This window comes from uncultured Draconibacterium sp. (assembly GCF_913063105.1).
In the GTDB taxonomy this organism is placed as follows: domain Bacteria; phylum Bacteroidota; class Bacteroidia; order Bacteroidales; family Prolixibacteraceae; genus Draconibacterium.
Window position 1 is genome coordinate 359,856 of sequence record NZ_CAJXYQ010000003.1, and the last position, 15,628, is coordinate 375,483.

At 42.4% G+C, this 15,628-nt stretch carries 14 protein-coding genes and 1 rRNA gene; all 15 read left to right on the forward strand.

What is annotated here, in order from left to right; genetic code table 11:
* Positions 1 to 7 precede the first annotated feature (7 nt).
* The gene (locus tag QZ574_RS04705) at positions 8 to 382 is read left to right on the forward strand and encodes a P-II family nitrogen regulator (protein ID WP_297087304.1); all 375 of its coding nucleotides are present in this window, start codon (positions 8 to 10) and stop codon (positions 380 to 382) included.
* 16 nt (positions 383 to 398) lie between these two features.
* Positions 399 to 2,030 (forward strand): nitrogenase molybdenum-iron protein alpha chain, encoded by a 1,632-nt coding sequence (gene nifD, locus QZ574_RS04710; protein WP_297087307.1) that lies wholly within the window; start codon positions 399 to 401, stop codon positions 2,028 to 2,030.
* An 18-nt stretch (positions 2,031 to 2,048) separates the two neighbouring features.
* On the forward strand, positions 2,049 to 3,431 hold the full coding sequence (gene nifK, locus QZ574_RS04715; protein ID WP_297087309.1) for a nitrogenase molybdenum-iron protein subunit beta: 1,383 nt from the start codon (positions 2,049 to 2,051) through the stop codon (positions 3,429 to 3,431).
* Positions 3,432 to 3,604: 173 nt separating this feature from the next.
* The gene (gene nifE, locus QZ574_RS04720) at positions 3,605 to 4,933 is read left to right on the forward strand and encodes a nitrogenase iron-molybdenum cofactor biosynthesis protein NifE (RefSeq protein ID WP_297087311.1); all 1,329 of its coding nucleotides are present in this window, start codon (positions 3,605 to 3,607) and stop codon (positions 4,931 to 4,933) included.
* A 206-nt stretch (positions 4,934 to 5,139) separates the two neighbouring features.
* Positions 5,140 to 6,546: a nitrogenase component 1 gene (locus tag QZ574_RS04725; protein WP_297087313.1), complete on the forward strand. Its 1,407-nt coding sequence runs from the start codon at positions 5,140 to 5,142 to the stop codon at positions 6,544 to 6,546.
* 37 nt (positions 6,547 to 6,583) lie between these two features.
* Positions 6,584 to 7,843, forward strand: coding sequence for a radical SAM protein (locus QZ574_RS04730; RefSeq protein WP_297087314.1), 1,260 nt, complete (start codon positions 6,584 to 6,586; stop codon positions 7,841 to 7,843).
* 41 nt (positions 7,844 to 7,884) lie between these two features.
* Entirely contained in the window at positions 7,885 to 8,232 is a 348-nt protein-coding gene (locus QZ574_RS04735) for a NifB/NifX family molybdenum-iron cluster-binding protein (protein ID WP_297087316.1), read from the forward strand.
* Between the two features lie 124 nt (positions 8,233 to 8,356).
* The gene (locus QZ574_RS04740; protein WP_297087318.1) at positions 8,357 to 8,662 is read left to right on the forward strand and encodes a (2Fe-2S) ferredoxin domain-containing protein; all 306 of its coding nucleotides are present in this window, start codon (positions 8,357 to 8,359) and stop codon (positions 8,660 to 8,662) included.
* Between the two features lie 255 nt (positions 8,663 to 8,917).
* Positions 8,918 to 10,042 carry a hypothetical protein gene (locus tag QZ574_RS04745; RefSeq protein ID WP_297087321.1) on the forward strand — a complete coding sequence of 375 codons (1,125 nt, stop codon included), beginning with the start codon at positions 8,918 to 8,920 and terminating at the stop codon, positions 10,040 to 10,042.
* An 8-nt stretch (positions 10,043 to 10,050) separates the two neighbouring features.
* Complete coding sequence (locus QZ574_RS04750) at positions 10,051 to 11,220, forward strand: porin (protein ID WP_297087323.1); 1,170 nt, start codon at positions 10,051 to 10,053, stop codon at positions 11,218 to 11,220.
* A gap of 28 nt (positions 11,221 to 11,248) precedes the next feature.
* Positions 11,249 to 11,641, forward strand: a complete 393-nt coding sequence (locus QZ574_RS04755; protein WP_297087325.1) for a HEPN domain-containing protein — start codon at positions 11,249 to 11,251, stop codon at positions 11,639 to 11,641.
* A gap of 221 nt (positions 11,642 to 11,862) precedes the next feature.
* Complete coding sequence (gene modA / locus QZ574_RS04760; protein WP_297087327.1) at positions 11,863 to 12,630, forward strand: molybdate ABC transporter substrate-binding protein; 768 nt, start codon at positions 11,863 to 11,865, stop codon at positions 12,628 to 12,630.
* The gene (gene modB / locus QZ574_RS04765) at positions 12,623 to 13,324 is read left to right on the forward strand and encodes a molybdate ABC transporter permease subunit (protein ID WP_297087330.1); all 702 of its coding nucleotides are present in this window, start codon (positions 12,623 to 12,625) and stop codon (positions 13,322 to 13,324) included. The genes modA and modB overlap by 8 nt, the downstream gene beginning before the upstream one ends.
* The gene (gene modC, locus QZ574_RS04770; protein ID WP_297087332.1) at positions 13,321 to 14,403 is read left to right on the forward strand and encodes a molybdenum ABC transporter ATP-binding protein; all 1,083 of its coding nucleotides are present in this window, start codon (positions 13,321 to 13,323) and stop codon (positions 14,401 to 14,403) included. The genes modB and modC overlap by 4 nt, the downstream gene beginning before the upstream one ends.
* Before the next feature lie 867 nt (positions 14,404 to 15,270).
* Positions 15,271 to 15,628 (forward strand): 16S ribosomal RNA (locus tag QZ574_RS04775); the annotation flags it as partial.

Sequence of the window (15,628 nt, forward strand, 5' to 3'; positions counted from 1 at the left end):
GACAATTATGAAGATGGTATTAGCGATTATCCGGATTGATAAAATGAATGCAACCAAAAGGGCTCTTACTGCAGCCGGCATTACATCGATGACGGCCACCGGAAAAGTTTTCGGACGTGGTAAAGGTGCCTGGGATGCACAGGTAATGGAAGGTGCCAAGCAAGATATGCCTGAAGCACTTACCCATCTGGGAAAAGAACCAAGGCTGAGACCTCAGCGTGTACTTAATATTGCGGTATCCGACCACAATGTACAGTTAACAGTAGATACAATTATCGAAGTTAATCAGACACCCGCACCCGGCGACGGAAAAATCTTTGTGCTTCCGTTAGATGATACATACCGGGTTCGTACAGGTGAAACAGGGACGACAATCCTTTAATTAAAAAGACAAAATTATGCCGAACAAGAAAGATTATACAAATGGATTGCCGGATCCTTCACAACTGAAGGAAGAGATGCTGGCAAAATATCCACGAAAAGTGGCGAAGAAAAGGGCCAAGGCAATGGTGATCAACGATCCTGCCGAGAGTCAGGAGATAGGCGCAAACATCAGAACTGTACCGGGGATTATTACCCAGCGTGGTTGTACATATGCCGGATGTAAAGGTGTGGTTTTAGGACCAACACGCGACATCATTAACCTGGTGCACGGACCAATTGGTTGTAGCTTTTATGCCTGGTTAACAAGGCGTAACCAAACCAAACCAACCGAAGGAGAACCCAACTTCATGACTTATGCATTTTCTACCGATATGCAGGATGAAAACATCGTTTTTGGTGGTGAAGCAAAATTGAAAGATGCCATACGCGAAGCTTTCGATATTTTTAAACCAAAATCAATCGGTATTTTCTCTACCTGTCCGGTGGGGTTAATTGGCGACGACGTTCATGCTGTTGCCCGCGAAATGAAAGAAGAACTGGGAATAAACATTTTTGGTTTTAGTTGCGAAGGTTATCGTGGAGTATCTCAATCGGCCGGTCACCACATTGCCAACAACGGAATTTTTAAACACGTTGTAGGTAACGACGATCGCCCACGTACCGGTAAGTTCCAGGTGAACTTATTGGGTGAATATAATATTGGTGGAGATGCTTTTGAAATCGAGCGTATTTTCGAAGAAGTTGGTGTAACACTTATTTCTACCTACAGTGGTAACTCAACTGTTGAAAGTTTTGCCTACTCGCACACTGCCGACCTAAACATGGTAATGTGTCACCGGTCCATCAACTACATTGCCGAGATGATGGAAGAAAAATACGGTATTCCATGGTTTAAAGTAAACTTTATTGGAGCCGAATCTACAGCAAAATCATTGCGAAAAATGGCCGATTACTTTGGCGATAAGGAATTGTCGGCAAAAGTGGAAGAAGTTATTGCCCGCGAAATGCTGAAAGTAAAAGCAGTTGCCGACGCCGTTAAACCAAAGGTTGAAGGAAAATTGGCAATGATGTTTGTGGGTGGATCGCGCGCTCACCATTATCAGGATTTATTTACCGAACTGGGTGTTCGGGTTGTTTCTGCCGGTTACGAGTTTGCTCACCGCGACGACTATGAAGGACGTGAAGTGATTCCGAACATTAAAATCGATGCTGATACACGTAACATCGAAGACCTGGTGGTTGAAAAAGACGAAGAAAAATATCGCAATGACCTGGCAGAGAAAAAGGCCAAACTTCAGGCCGAAGGTTACGAGTTTGAAGACTACAAAGGTATGATGCCTGATATGCAGAAAAACTCGCTGGTAATTGATGATGTAAACCATTGGGAAACCGAGAAGCTGATTGAATTCTACAAGCCAGATGTATTCTGTGCGGGTATTAAAGAAAAATACGTGGTACAAAAATATGGTGTGCCATTAAAACAGCTTCACTCTTACGACTATGGTGGTCCGTATGCCGCTTTCGAAGGTGCTATAAATTTCTACAAAGAAATGGAGCGTATGCTGGGTACTGATATCTGGAAACTGGTTGATACACCCTGGAAACACGAGCCGGAAATTGTGGGAAGTGTAACTGTTGACGCATAAAAATAGGAGGAAAGAATCATGTTATTACGACATACAACAAGCGAAGTAAAAGAAAGAAAAGCATTAACCGTTAACCCGGCAAAAACCTGCCAGCCGGTTGGTGCCATGTACGCCGCTCTCGGAGTACACGGTTGTTTACCACACAGTCACGGTTCGCAGGGCTGTTGTTCATACCACAGAAGTGCATTAACAAGACACTATAAAGAGCCGGTTATGGCTGCAACAAGTTCATTTACCGAAGGATCATCAGTATTTGGTGGACAAGCGAACCTCTTGCAGGCCATCGATAATATTTTTACCATTTACGATCCTGATATCATTGCCGTTCATTCAACTTGTTTGTCTGAAACCATTGGCGACGACCTTGGGCAAATTGTGAAAAAAGCATTGGACGACGGGAAAATTCCTGAAGGAAAGTTTGTAGTTCAGGCTTCAACACCAAGTTACGTTGGATCGCACGTTACCGGTTATGCCAACATGCTGGAGGCATTTGTGAAGTATTTTTCATACAACACCAACGAAAAAATACGCCAGGTTAACATGCTGTCTGGGTGGGTTGAACCATCTGATATGCGCGAGCTGAAACGTATTGCCGGTTTAATGAAAATTAAAACTGTGCTGTTGCCAGATACCTCAGATGTGGTAGATACACCAATGGACGGAACATATAAAATGTACCCCAAAGGCGGAACAACACGCGAAGAGATTGTAAGCATGGGTAACAGTATGAAAACCGTGGCGATGGGCGAGTGGGCTACACAAAAAGCCGCCATTATGCTTGATAATAAATGCAAGGTGCCTTTTTCAATGACCGACGTGCCAATTGGTTTAAGAGCAACCGACCGTTTTATCCAGGCCCTTTCAACTGCCGGAAAAGTTTCTATTCCGGAGTGTATCTCGGAAGAACGCGGTAAACTGGTAGATGTAATTACCGATATGCACCAATACCTGTATGGTAAGCGTGTTGCACTTTGGGGAGATCCTGATACAATACTGCCGTTAATTGAATTCCTGGTTGATATGGATATGAAACCTGTTTACGTGGTTTCCGGAACACCGGGTAAAAAATTCTCGAAACTGGCAATGGATATTCTGGAAGAAAAAGTGCCGGAAGCAAAAGTGCGCAACGGCGCATCTGCTGATATGTTCCTGATGCACCAGTGGATAAAAGAAGAACCTGTTGATTTACTAATTGGTAACACCTACGGCAAATACATTGCCCGCGACGAAGGTATTCCATTCGTTCGTTCAGGATTCCCAATTATTGATCGTATCGGTCATAGTTATTTCCCAACTGTTGGTTACATGGGAGGTATTCGTCTTCTTGAAAGCATTCTTGGAGCCATTATGGATAAAATTGATGCTACTGCTCCTGAAGAATCATTCGAACTAGTAATGTAGTTGCAATATAATTCAAATATGATTTCGAGGTGAGTACAGCAGAGTCGCTCTCTGCTGTACTTCACCCGAAATTACCAGCACTACAAAATAAGTATCAGAGATAATAAGTCACATTTATAATTAGGATAAGACCTGCTTGCAGGCAACTTCGTCCATCTTTTAACTTTTGAATTATGAGCAACTTTCTAAAAGATCGCGAAAGCCAAATCCTGACAAAAGGAAACGATGCTGCAGAAATTTCCTGCGGGAAAAAAAGTCTGGCTGGATCCGTTTCGCAACGCGCCTGCGTTTTCTGCGGATCGCGTGTTGTGCTTTATCCAATTGCCGATGCGCTGCATGTTATTCACGGACCGGTAGGGTGCGCGTCGTATACCTGGGATATTCGTGGTTCACTTTCATCCGGGCCACAACTACACCGCCTGAGCTTTACCACCGACCTTAAAGAAAAAGACGTGGTTTTTGGCGGCGAAAAGAAATTATACCATGCCCTTATTGATTTAATCGACAAACATCAGCCAAAAGCTGCCTTTGTTTTCTCAACCTGTATAATCGGAGTTATTGGCGACGATGTGGAAGCCGTTTGCCGCCAGGTTACCAAAGAAAAGGGCATCGACGTTATTCCGGTAATGTCGGAAGGATTTAACGGTACCAAAAAAGACGGCTATAAAATTGCTTGCGGAGCACTGTCGAAACTGGTTGGAACAAACAATGATTACACACCCTCAAAATATTCAATCAATATTCTTGGCGACTTTAACCTGGCCGGCGAGTTGTGGATACTGGCTGAATACTATAAAAAATTAGGGGTAGATATTATTTCGTGTATGACCGGCGACGGTCGTGTTGAAGAAATTCGCCGGGCGCATCACGCATCGTTAAATGTGGTGCAATGTTCGGGCTCCATCATGCACCTGGCTAAAGAGATGAAGGAAAAATACGACATCCCTTTTATGAAGGTCTCTTATTTCGGAATCGAAGATATGTCGGAGGCACTGTACGAGGTCGCCAAATTTTTCGACGATGAAGAAATGATGGTTAAAGCCCGCGAACTGGTTACCAACGAAATTTCGAAATTATTACCGGCACTGCAACCTTACCGCCAAAAACTGGAAGGAAAAAAAGCTGCCATTTATGTGGGAGGGGCTTTTAAAGCCATTTCGTTGGTAAAAGCCTTACGCCTGTTGGGCATGCAAACAGTGGTGGTTGGCTCGCAAACCGGAAATGCTGAAGACTATAAACTACTAAAAGACTTGTGTGATGAGGGAACCATCATTGTTGATGATTCCAATCCAAATGAACTTTCTGAATTTGTGAAGCTAACCGGAGCACACCTGTTTATTGGTGGCGTAAAAGAACGCCCTATTGCCCATAAACTTGGTTTGGGTTTTTGCGATCACAATCACGAAAGGAAAGAAGCACTGGCCGGCTATATCGGCATGATGAATTTTGCGAAAGAAGTTTACGCCTCGGTTACAAGCCCGGTGTGGAAGTTCGTAAAATGATACAGCACAAAAACGGTTAGTTACAGGCCGTGATTGTGTTTTTAGAAAGGGGGGACCCTTCATCGAATCGGAAAAAAATATTGAATTCCGGTGAGCGTACCCGAAGGCTTTGCCTCGGGATAAGCGAACAAGACTATAAAAAGTCCTTAACGGAATCGGATTCCTCAACAGCTTAGCAGTGAGGAGTTCCAATTAAAATAAATCGGATGTTTGAACTCAATTCAGTACCAAAAGCAAAAGAAAATTACAAGGCAACACAAAATGCCTGTAAACTTTGTTCGCCGCTGGGAGCCAGTGTAGCCTACAAAGGTTTTAAAGGCTGTGTTCCGCTAATTCACGGCTCGCAGGGTTGCGCCACTTATATTCGTCGCTACCTTATTTCGCACTACAAAGAGCCCATCGACATTGCCTCGTCGAACTTTACCGAAGATGCTACCATTTTTGGTGGCGACGAAAATTTCAAACTGGCAGTCCTTAATATTATAAACCAATATAAACCTGAGATTATCGGCATCGCTTCAACCTGTTTAAGCGAAACCATTGGCGACGATGTTAGCCTTTTTCTGCACCATTTTCTGGAGAAGCACCCTGAAATCGATACCGATTTTGTAATGGCTTCAACGCCCAGTTACCAGGGAACGCACATTGATGGTTTCCACGAAGCAGTTGCCAGTGTGGTTAAAAATTACGCAAAAAAGGATAGTCCACAAGAGCATGTAAATCTTTTCCCCGGTTTTGTTTCAACCGAAGATTTACGCTTACTGAAAGAAATTCTGTCCGATTTTTCGTTGGAACAGATTCTGATGCCCGATTATTCCGAAAGCCTGGATAACCCGGTTTGGGATACTTATCACCGTATTCCCGAAGGAGGAACATCAAAAGAGGATGTAGTAAAAACGGGCAGTGCCAAAGCCAGTATCGAATTTGGCACCATTTTGAATAAAGGGAAATTATCGGGCCGTGTAAAAAGTAAACAGCTGTCGCGTACCGGTGCACAATTCCTTAAAAACGAAATGGATGTGCCATTAATAAATATGCCAATGCCAATTGGTATTACGCAAACCGATGCCTTTTTCGAGGAGCTTAAAAATCTTTCAGGCAACGATATTCCTGAAAAATACACCAAACAGCGAGGCCGCCTGGTAGATGCCTATGTTGATGCACACAAATACGTGTTTGGCAAAAAGGCTGTGGTTTATGGCGAAGAGGATTTTGTAGTTGCTATGGCTGCCTTTCTCGATGAAATAGGAATTGAGTTGGCGCTGGTTGCAACAGGTGGCGAAAGCGGTATGCTCGAACAGGAAATGAAAAAATATTGCCCTGAGAATAAAGATAAAGTAGTGGTTCGCGAAGGATACGATTTTGAAAGTATTCGCGAATGGAGCCTCGAAAATAAACCGGATATTCTGATCGGGCACAGCAAAGGCTACTACATTGCCCGCGAACTGAATATCCCGATTGTTCGGGTAGGATTTCCGGTTCACGATCGGGTGGGCGGCCAACGCATCAAACATCTTGGATACTCAGGTACGCAGGAATTATTTGATAAAGTAGTGAATGCATTAATAGAACACAAACAAAGGATTTCGCCGGTAGGCTATAAATATATGTAATAACAACGCGAGAACTCGCAGCTAAAAACAGAAGGTTATGATCGATATTAAAACACATCCCTGTTTCAATAAAGATGCAAAAGGCAAATATGCCCGCGTGCATCTACCGGTGGCACCGCAATGTAATATTCATTGTAATTATTGCAAACGCGATTACGATTGTGTAAACGAAAGCCGCCCCGGTGTTACCAGCGAAGTACTATCGCCTGAGCAGGCCCTGGCCTACACCATCAGGTTAAAAGAAAAAATGCCGCATTTGTCGGTAGTGGGAATTGCCGGCCCCGGCGATCCGTTCGCCAATCCAATTCAAACGATGACAACGCTTCGGTTGATTCGCAAAGAATTTCCTGAAATGATTCTTTGTCTTTCGTCAAATGGGCTGAATGTATTGCCGTATATTGATGAATTGAAGGAGTTGGATGTGAGTCACGTTACCATTACGCTGAATGGAACTGAGACAAAAACTTTGTCGCAACTTTATAAATGGGTGCGTTTCGAGAAGCGTGGATATTTTGGAGAGCAGGCAGCTGAAATTCTGCTGAGAAACCAGATGGAAGCAATCCGGGCTTTAAAACGTGCAGGCATTACAGTAAAAATCAATTCGATTGTTGTGCCGGGAATTAATGATAACGTGATTGTTGATGTTGCTAAAAAAATGAAAGAGATGGAAGTGGATATTATGAATACCATTCCGCTCTACCCGGTTGAAGGAACGCCTTTCGAGGATTTTGAAGAGCCTTCGCCAAAACGCATGAAAGAATTGCAAAATGAAATAAAAGAATATTTACCACCCATGACGCACTGTGCCCGCTGCCGTGCCGATGCAGTAGGAATGTTGGGAAAAGACGATCCGGAAGCTAAACGTATTCTCTCGGAAGTGTCGAACCTGTCGGTTAATGTCGACACTACAAAACCTTTTGTTGCGGTTGCCAGTCACGAAGGATTATTGGTAAACCAGCACCTGGGGGAAGCAACGCAGCTTTATATTTTCAGAGAAACCCCAAACGGTTACAGAATGGTAGAGCAACGTGCCACCCCAAAACCGGGTTCAGGAAACGAGCGATGGCAAGAGTTGGCTGATAGTATAACCGATTGCAGAGCATTGCTTTTGGGAGGAATTGGGCCATCGCCGTCGTCAATAATTGGTCGTGCAGGAATCAAAATCGTAGAAATGACCGGTCTGATTGATGAGGGACTGGATGCTGTTTACAAGGGCAAAGAACTCCGGACCCTGAAAAAAACCGACGTTTTTAAATGCGGATCAGAATGCTCGGGAAAAGGAACCGGTTGTGGATAGCCGCCTGCTTAACAATAAGAAACTCTAAAAGCTAATAAATAATGAGAATAGCAGTAACAACAACGAGTGGACTTAAGGTCGACCAGCATTTTGGGAAAGCACGTAGTTTTTCGATTTACGATGTAAAAGCCGATGAAGTAAAACTTATCGAGACCAGGTTAGTCGATTCCTATTGCCAATCAAGTGCAGAGGAAACACCCGACAAAAACCACCAGTTTTCCGAAAACAGACTGTCGATGGTGTACGAGCGAATAAAAGATTGCGATAAGGTGTATACACTTCAAATTGGTGAAAAACCGGAAGCGGCAATGAAGAACAAAGGGATTAAAGTGCAAGCTTGTTCGTGTAACATCGAAAAGATTCCCGGCTGTAGCGGAAAATGCAAATAAAAAATAACTGTTATTTCAAAGACAAAGGAGAAGAACTGAAAATCAGTAGAGCAGATCTCGCGGTCATACTTCCTTCGAAATGACAATGAATAAAAAAAGGGTATCAACAAAAAATAATAACGACATGAAAAAACCAGAATTTCACATTTTAGTATGCAACTCTTATCGGGTTGCCGGCGATGCACAAGGTTATTGCAACAAAAACGGGTCATCCGATTTAATTCAATATATAATGGAAGAATGTAACGACCGCGGCCTCGATGTTGCGGTCTCTTCCACCGCTTGTTTAAACGTTTGCTCGCAGGGGCCGGTAATGGTAATTCATCCCAATAACCTGTGGTACGGAGGTATTAATGAAGAAAAAATCGACGAAATATTAGATGCACTGGAAGAGGGGGAGGCCGTTGAGGAATATCTCATAAGCGATTAAGTTAAACTGTCAATCTCAATTGTTTTTCCCCTCTTATCCAAATTGTTTTCAGAGTGAGCTTTAAGTATAACAATGGAATTACAATGGATAATGCCGATAGTCGTTTAATTAGCAGCAACGAACGCAGTGAAATTGATGATAATAATAAACACTCATCGGTATAACCAGAACTAATCAAACTTCAACTTGTATAGTATTCCCGGCCTTTGCCGGGGGTGCTTTTATCGGATTGCTGACCAATAACAGTTATATATTATGAAGGATGAGAAGTTCCCATATTTGATCGACACTACGCTGCGCGATGGAGAACAAGCGCCGGGAGTAGTTTTTTCGCTTGAAGAAAAACTCGATATTGCTCAAAAACTGGATGAAATAGGTGTGCCTGAACTTGAAATTGGTACTCCTGCCATGGGCAAGAAAGAGCAGAGCGATATTCATTGTTTGATCAACCAGGGATTTTCCTTCGACTCTACTTGCTGGTGCAGGGCAACTTTCAACGATTTGGAAGCTGCCCTGGCTACCGGTGCTAAGCGGGTTAACCTTTCATTTCCGGTGTCAGATATACAACTTGATACGCTTGGGAAATCGCGCAACTGGGTACGAAAAAACCTACCTGAAATTATGAATTTTGCCACTAACCATTTCGAATTTGTGGCTGTTGGTGCGCAGGATGCCTCGCGGGCCGATTACGATTTTCTGAAAGAATACACCTATTTAACAACTTTATACGGAGCCAAACGTGTACGTATTGCCGACACTGTTGGAATACTGAACCCACTTTCGGTACAAAACCTGTTTACCCGCTTGGGTAGCGATTTTGCCGATGTAGATTTTGAATTTCACGGGCATAACGATTTAGGAATGGCCACTGCCAATCATGTTGTGGCATTGCAGTCGGGCGCACAAAGTGTCAGTCTTACGGTAAACGGTTTGGGCGAACGTGCCGGAAATGCCTGTTTAGAGGAAGTGGCTTTTGCGCTTAAATATTCCTGCGGCTACGATTTTAACTTTGAAGGCGAGAAAATGGTTCAGCTTTCGAAACTTGTGGAGCAGGCTTCCGAGCGAAAGTTGGCATTATCAAAACCGGTTTCGGGAGATCTCGTATTTTCGCACGAATCCGGAATTCACTGCCGCAGCTTAAAAGAGAATCCTCTGTCTTATCAACCTTTTAATCCAGCCGAAATTGGCCGACAGACAGCACTGGTTATCGGAAAACATTCGGGAATGGGCGCAGTTGACGAAATGCTGCAAAAACGAAATATTTTTCTGCCAAAAAACGAACTGGCTATTCTGGTGGCCAAAATTAAACAGTTGTCGTCTGAGTTAAAGCGCGACCTGCATTTCAACGAGGTTAAAAACCTGATTTCATCGAACATTTAATTCCGCGCATGAAGTTTAAGGGAATACTCATATTGCTGCTTTTTACAGGACTTGTAGCTACGGCCGGAAAAACCGTTCAGGAAAAACCGTTCAGGCCAAGCATCATGCCTTATTTAAAGCTGCAGTTTTGGAATGTGGCCAGCCGGGGAGTAACAAGCGCAGACGAAAAAGCTGCCAGTCGCTTTACATCGTATTTCAGGCGCGGACGTTTAGGCCTCAAAGGAAAGGTTTTGCCCGAGCTGTCGTACAACGCTATGGTGTCGTTCGATAACCTGGCAAAAGATGGATTTTCATCAACAAAAGGCTTAATGAATGCCGGAGCAGTTGCACTTTGGAGTGCATATTTTACTTATGATCTATCACCAAAAAATGATTGGCTAAATCTAACTGGTGGTTATTTTCTGCCACATTTAAGTCGCGAATCAACAACTGCTCCCTGGACTACCAGCTCGCTTGATAAAACAGAGAACTCGTGCTACCTGCGCCAGTTTGTTACCGGTAAAGCGAACGGAATATGTCCGGGAATAAATTTGGGTGGGTTAGGCGACTTGGGAAAACAAACGCTTATATATAATATAGCCATTATCAACCGGCAGGATGCAGTAAGCATAATGGAAAGAAACTGGTCGCCGGTTTTATTAGGGCATTTAATGCTTAATTTTGGGCACAAGGAATTTTCGAAATACAACTATTGCTTCTCCAACAACCTGCTGAAAAAACAAACCAGTGCAATTTTGGGGCTTGCGTTCTCTGCTCAGGGAAAAACCGATGCTTTTAAAAGTAATCAAACGATAAGTGCTGATGCAACTATTTATCTCGGGCATTTTAAAATCGATGGAGAATACAGTGTTTTGATTCGGAAAAATAACCTCGAATACAATGCGAATTGTTTTATGCTGCGAACCGGCTACAACATTTTCCTCAAAAGGAATTGGGTGTTTGAACCTACGGCAATGTTTGAAAAGTTTTCGAGCGATGAGAATTTTAACGATGTTTCCTTTTTTGATGGTTCAGATAAAAAGCTTGATGTTGGCGTGAACCTGATTTCGATGGCGAAAAAGATAAAAGTGAATCTTCACTATGTTCATCATGATGGGGAAGGGAAAAAGAACCGTTACATAAAAAATGAAACTTTCCCAGGCGACTATGTTGCGTTGGGATTACAATTAATAATATAAACAAGTTAGATAACTAAAATTTACAATTATGGCAAACTGGACAAAGTACTTTGATGAGGCCGACCGCTACACAAAAGCGGCAGAAGGTTCATTTAAAAAAGAGAAATTGGGAAGCCTGGTAGTATATAATGTACTAAGTATGGCAGTAGAGAATTATCTTACAGCTTTGTGTGTAAGTACTGGTGATATGCCCGAGCACTCGGGAATTACGGCCATGTTAAAACAAATTGGTAAGAAAATGGAGATTCCTGAAGAATTTCATGCGGAAGCACGTTTTATTAATCGTTTTATGAATTTTTGTTCTCTGGAAGTGCTGGAAACGAAGGAACCTACACGCGAAGAGTTGGCCAGAATGCTCGATTTTACAGCCGCACTGAAAGAATATTGTGGCGCCGCTTTATCCGAAGAACAGTCGGTTTAACATTTTTCGAACCTGCTTTTTAAATGAAGAGCATTTCAAAATAAAGTCATTTTATGTGTTGCTGCCGCAAATTGACGATTACCGATTATTAAAAATATTGAGCCATTGGTTCGCATCCTCTCAATAGTTTTATTTTAATATACCGGCATTTAACCAATTTGAAAATAATTAGTCAGAAATCTAGTCATTTTCAGAATTGGTATAACTTTAGCAGTCGAAAAATGAGTAGAAAAGCATTACTATATATATTAATAGTATTCCTGTTTTTTGGATGTAAGCAAAAAGCACAGAAAATACAGTCGACAGAATTGTTGGTTTTTAGTGGAGCCGGATTAACAAATGTAATTACCGAACTCGCTGATATCTACAAAGCCGAAAATGATGTTGACATTAAACTGAATTTTGCATCTTCAGGAACGCTTGCCCGGCAAATTGAACAGGGAGCGCAACCGTCAGTTTATATTTCGGCCAATGAAAAATGGGTAGACTACCTTATTAATTTGGATTTGGTGGTTCCTGAATCAAAAGAGAAAATTGTCGGAACGTCTCTGGCCGTCATCGCTCCTTCCGATAGCGAAACAGATTCCATCACATTTTTGGACAATTTCCCTGATCAGTTTGCTGGCCGCCTGTCAATTGGCGATCCAAAACATGTGCCGGCAGGCGACTATGCATGGAAAGCAATTGAGAGTGGAACTTATGCTGAAAGATTAAACGATCGTATCTTGCCGGCAAAAGATGTGCGCTCGGCATTAATGGTGGTTGAATTGGGCGAAGTGGAAATGGGATTTGTATATAAAACTGATGCCTTGAAATCGCAAAAGGTAAAGATTGTATCCATTGTTCCTGAAAGGCTACATCCGCCAATTGGATTTTACGCCTCCATTTTAAAAAATAAAAACAACGAACAAACCAGGCTTTTTTATAATTTTCTGACCTCGAAAGAAGCAAAAGACATCTGGATTAAAAACGGATTTAAGATTGAGTGAATTGTTTAAATATACAGCAAGCGAGTGGTCGGCAATACAATTATCCTTATGTGTTGCGCTAATTTGTGCTGTAATAACCTTGCCGCTGGCAATTGCTGTGGGGTGGTTTCTGGCCCGAAAACGATTTTTTGGTAAGTCGGTGCTAGAAGGAATTTTACATTTGCCACTGGTTCTTCCTCCAATAACAACCGGTTATTTATTATTACTGGTTTTCGGGAACCGCGGATTTATCGGTAAATTCTTCTACGAAACATTCGGAATTCAAATTGCCTTTTCGTTTTACGCTGCTGTAATCGCAGCCATTTTTGTATCTTTTCCATTGGTTACACGTTCCATTCGTTTATCAATTGAACTTGTTGATCAGAAACTGGAAGAAGCTGCTCGCACTTTGGGGGCCTCCAACTTAAGGGTGTTTTTTACCATTACATTACCCTTGGCGATACCCGGAGTAATTAGTGGATTCATTCTCTCGTTCGCCAGAAGTTTGGGCGAATTTGGAGCAACCATCTCATTCGCCGGAAACATCGAAGGAAAGACACAAACACTTCCGCTGGCCATATTCTCTGAAATGCAGGTGCCGGGACAAGAAGCTTCAACCATGCGCCTGGTTGTGGTATCTGTTATATTATCGCTGCTGGCAATGATTGCTGCCGAGTTTTTAAACCGCCGTGTAATTAAAAGCAAAACAGCATGAAGCCGGCATTGAGTTTCCATATAAAATTGCAACGAAACGATTTTACACTCGATGTAAAAGCCGAAATACCAAATGGGATTACCGGTATTTTTGGGCCTTCAGGGCATGGAAAAACCAGTTTGTTGAATTCCATTGCCGGAATTGTTACACCTGATTCCGGCTACATTCATTTAAATGAACACACACTTCTCGATACAACCAATAGCATTAATGTTAAAATAAGGAAGCGGAAAGTGGGCTACGTTTTTCAGGACGAACGCCTTTTTCCACATTATACTATAAAGAAGAACCTGTTGTACGGCGAAAAGAATCCCGTGCAGGAGTTGTTTGATGAGGTGGTGGAAACGTTGCAGATTGCACATTTATTAAATAAGAAACCAGAACAGTGTTCCGGTGGCGAAAAACAACGTGCCGCAATTGGACGTGCCATAATAAGTGGTTCGAAAATATTATTGATGGACGAGCCGTTTTCGGCACTGGATGTAAACCTGCGTCGCGAAATAATACCGTATTTAAACCGGGTGCATCAGAAATTTTCGCTGCCTATATTAATAGTAAGCCACGATCTTCCCGATCTTTTAAGCCTTACCGATAACCTGCTATTACTTAAAAACGGGCAGTTGCAAGGGCACGGTAAGTTCACCGATTTGTTAGATCGACCTGAGAATTTGGAGCTAATGCACCAGTCGGGCTGGTACAATGTAATGCATCTTTCGGTCTTTGCTCACCTCGAATCGAAAAATATGGTTTTGCTGAAAAGCAATAAAAGCAACCTGCAAATACAGGCACTCACCCAAACTATTGGAAAAAATGTAGAGGTGAATCAGCAATTAAAGGTGCTAATCAAGCCAGAAAGCATCGCCTTATCAAAAGAACCGGTGCAAAATATCTCGCTCCGCAACCAGGTAGAAGGTATCATGAAGGAAGTATTTTTGAAAGATGGCCTGGCTTTTTGTGTAGTTGATGTGGGCGAAAACATCATTGTCGAGGTAACTGAAGCCTCCCGGAAAAGTATGTGCCTCGAAAAAGGACAGCGAGTATATTGCCTTTTTAAGTCCGTATCTCTGAAAATTTATTAAATCAAGTCGCTCAGATTATCAGTTACTTGCGTTTTTACCCCAAAAATAATTGCATTTATTTTGATGTAAATGCTTGCATAATTCAAAACCTTGCTTACTTTTGCAGCCGCTTTGAGAGAAGCACAGTTCATAGACAATATGGGAACAGGAACGGCAGAGGGGAGCGCTGTTGATTCATAGTAGGGGCTACGGTTTTTACGCGGGATCAGCGGTTTTAAAAAAGTTTCGAAAAAACATTAAAAAGTATTTGGAAGAAACGAAATTAGATTTACCTTTGCAGCCGCTTTTACAGGGAGCGACGTTCAAAGGAAAAATGATGCAGGTTGAGCTTTTAGGAGAGATGGTAAATGAGCTATTGAAATTGAATGATCAACCGGGAATATTTCGAAAATAAAATTTCAAAAAAATGAAAAAATATTTTGGAAGATTCAGAAAAGCAATTACCTTTGCAGCCGCTTTTAAAACAAAGCAACGTTCAAGCGACATAATGAGAGTAAAAACGAGTGAACAAAAGAGCCGGTAAAACGGTTTAAAAAATCACGTCAAAGCCGCATGAGACATTAGAGATAAAGTTTCAAAAAAAAGCAAAAAAGTTTTGGAGGTTTTGAAAAAGTAATTACCTTTGTCGCCCCGTTAAAAGGGAAACGAGTTCTGGTTACAGGGTGAGATAATGAGAGAAGAGTAGCCAGTAAAGATATTAGAAAAGTAGACGACCGGCATTAAGAGGAAAGATTGCGATGCTGGTTTTTTTACGCAAGTTCTTTAAAATTTTGAAGCACAAAAAAGCAAGGTTAATTTAAAAACAACTTTGTTAATTTCTGAGAGACAAGTAAACCTTGAGCGAAAGATATTAAACTTTTTATATTTACAACGGAGAGTTTGATCCTGGCTCAGGATGAACGCTAGCGGGAGGCCTAACACATGCAAGTCGAGGGGCAGCACGTCTTCGGATGGTGGCGACCGGCGCACGGGTGCGTAACGCGTATGCAACCTTCCTTGTACAGAGGGATAGCCCATGGAAACGTGGATTAATATCTCATAGTATCACAATTTCGCATGTTATTGTGATTAAAGTTTCGGCGGTACAAGATGGGCATGCGTAAGATTAGCTAGTTGGTGAGGTAACTGCTCACCAAGGCAACGATCTTTAGGGGTTCTGAGAGGATTATCCCCCACACTGGTACTGAGACACGGACCAGACTCCTACGGGAGGCAGCAGTGAGGA

What these genes read in the sequence shown, in the direction of transcription:
- modA (WP_297087327.1), top strand. Translation starts at nt 11,863, where the DNA reads ATGAGTAGAAAAGCATTACTATATATATTAATAGTATTCCTGTTTTTT.
- nifE (WP_297087311.1), top strand. Translation starts at nt 3,605, where the DNA reads ATGAGCAACTTTCTAAAAGATCGCGAAAGCCAAATCCTGACAAAAGGA.
- QZ574_RS04725 (WP_297087313.1), top strand. Translation starts at nt 5,140, where the DNA reads ATGTTTGAACTCAATTCAGTACCAAAAGCAAAAGAAAATTACAAGGCA.
- QZ574_RS04745 (WP_297087321.1), top strand. Translation starts at nt 8,918, where the DNA reads ATGAAGGATGAGAAGTTCCCATATTTGATCGACACTACGCTGCGCGAT.
- nifK (WP_297087309.1), top strand. Translation starts at nt 2,049, where the DNA reads ATGTTATTACGACATACAACAAGCGAAGTAAAAGAAAGAAAAGCATTA.
- nifD (WP_297087307.1), top strand. Translation starts at nt 399, where the DNA reads ATGCCGAACAAGAAAGATTATACAAATGGATTGCCGGATCCTTCACAA.
- QZ574_RS04705 (WP_297087304.1), top strand. Translation starts at nt 8, where the DNA reads ATGAAGATGGTATTAGCGATTATCCGGATTGATAAAATGAATGCAACC.
- QZ574_RS04735 (WP_297087316.1), top strand. Translation starts at nt 7,885, where the DNA reads ATGAGAATAGCAGTAACAACAACGAGTGGACTTAAGGTCGACCAGCAT.
- QZ574_RS04740 (WP_297087318.1), top strand. Translation starts at nt 8,357, where the DNA reads ATGAAAAAACCAGAATTTCACATTTTAGTATGCAACTCTTATCGGGTT.
- modC (WP_297087332.1), top strand. Translation starts at nt 13,321, where the DNA reads ATGAAGCCGGCATTGAGTTTCCATATAAAATTGCAACGAAACGATTTT.
- QZ574_RS04755 (WP_297087325.1), top strand. Translation starts at nt 11,249, where the DNA reads ATGGCAAACTGGACAAAGTACTTTGATGAGGCCGACCGCTACACAAAA.
- QZ574_RS04750 (WP_297087323.1), top strand. Translation starts at nt 10,051, where the DNA reads ATGAAGTTTAAGGGAATACTCATATTGCTGCTTTTTACAGGACTTGTA.
- QZ574_RS04730 (WP_297087314.1), top strand. Translation starts at nt 6,584, where the DNA reads ATGATCGATATTAAAACACATCCCTGTTTCAATAAAGATGCAAAAGGC.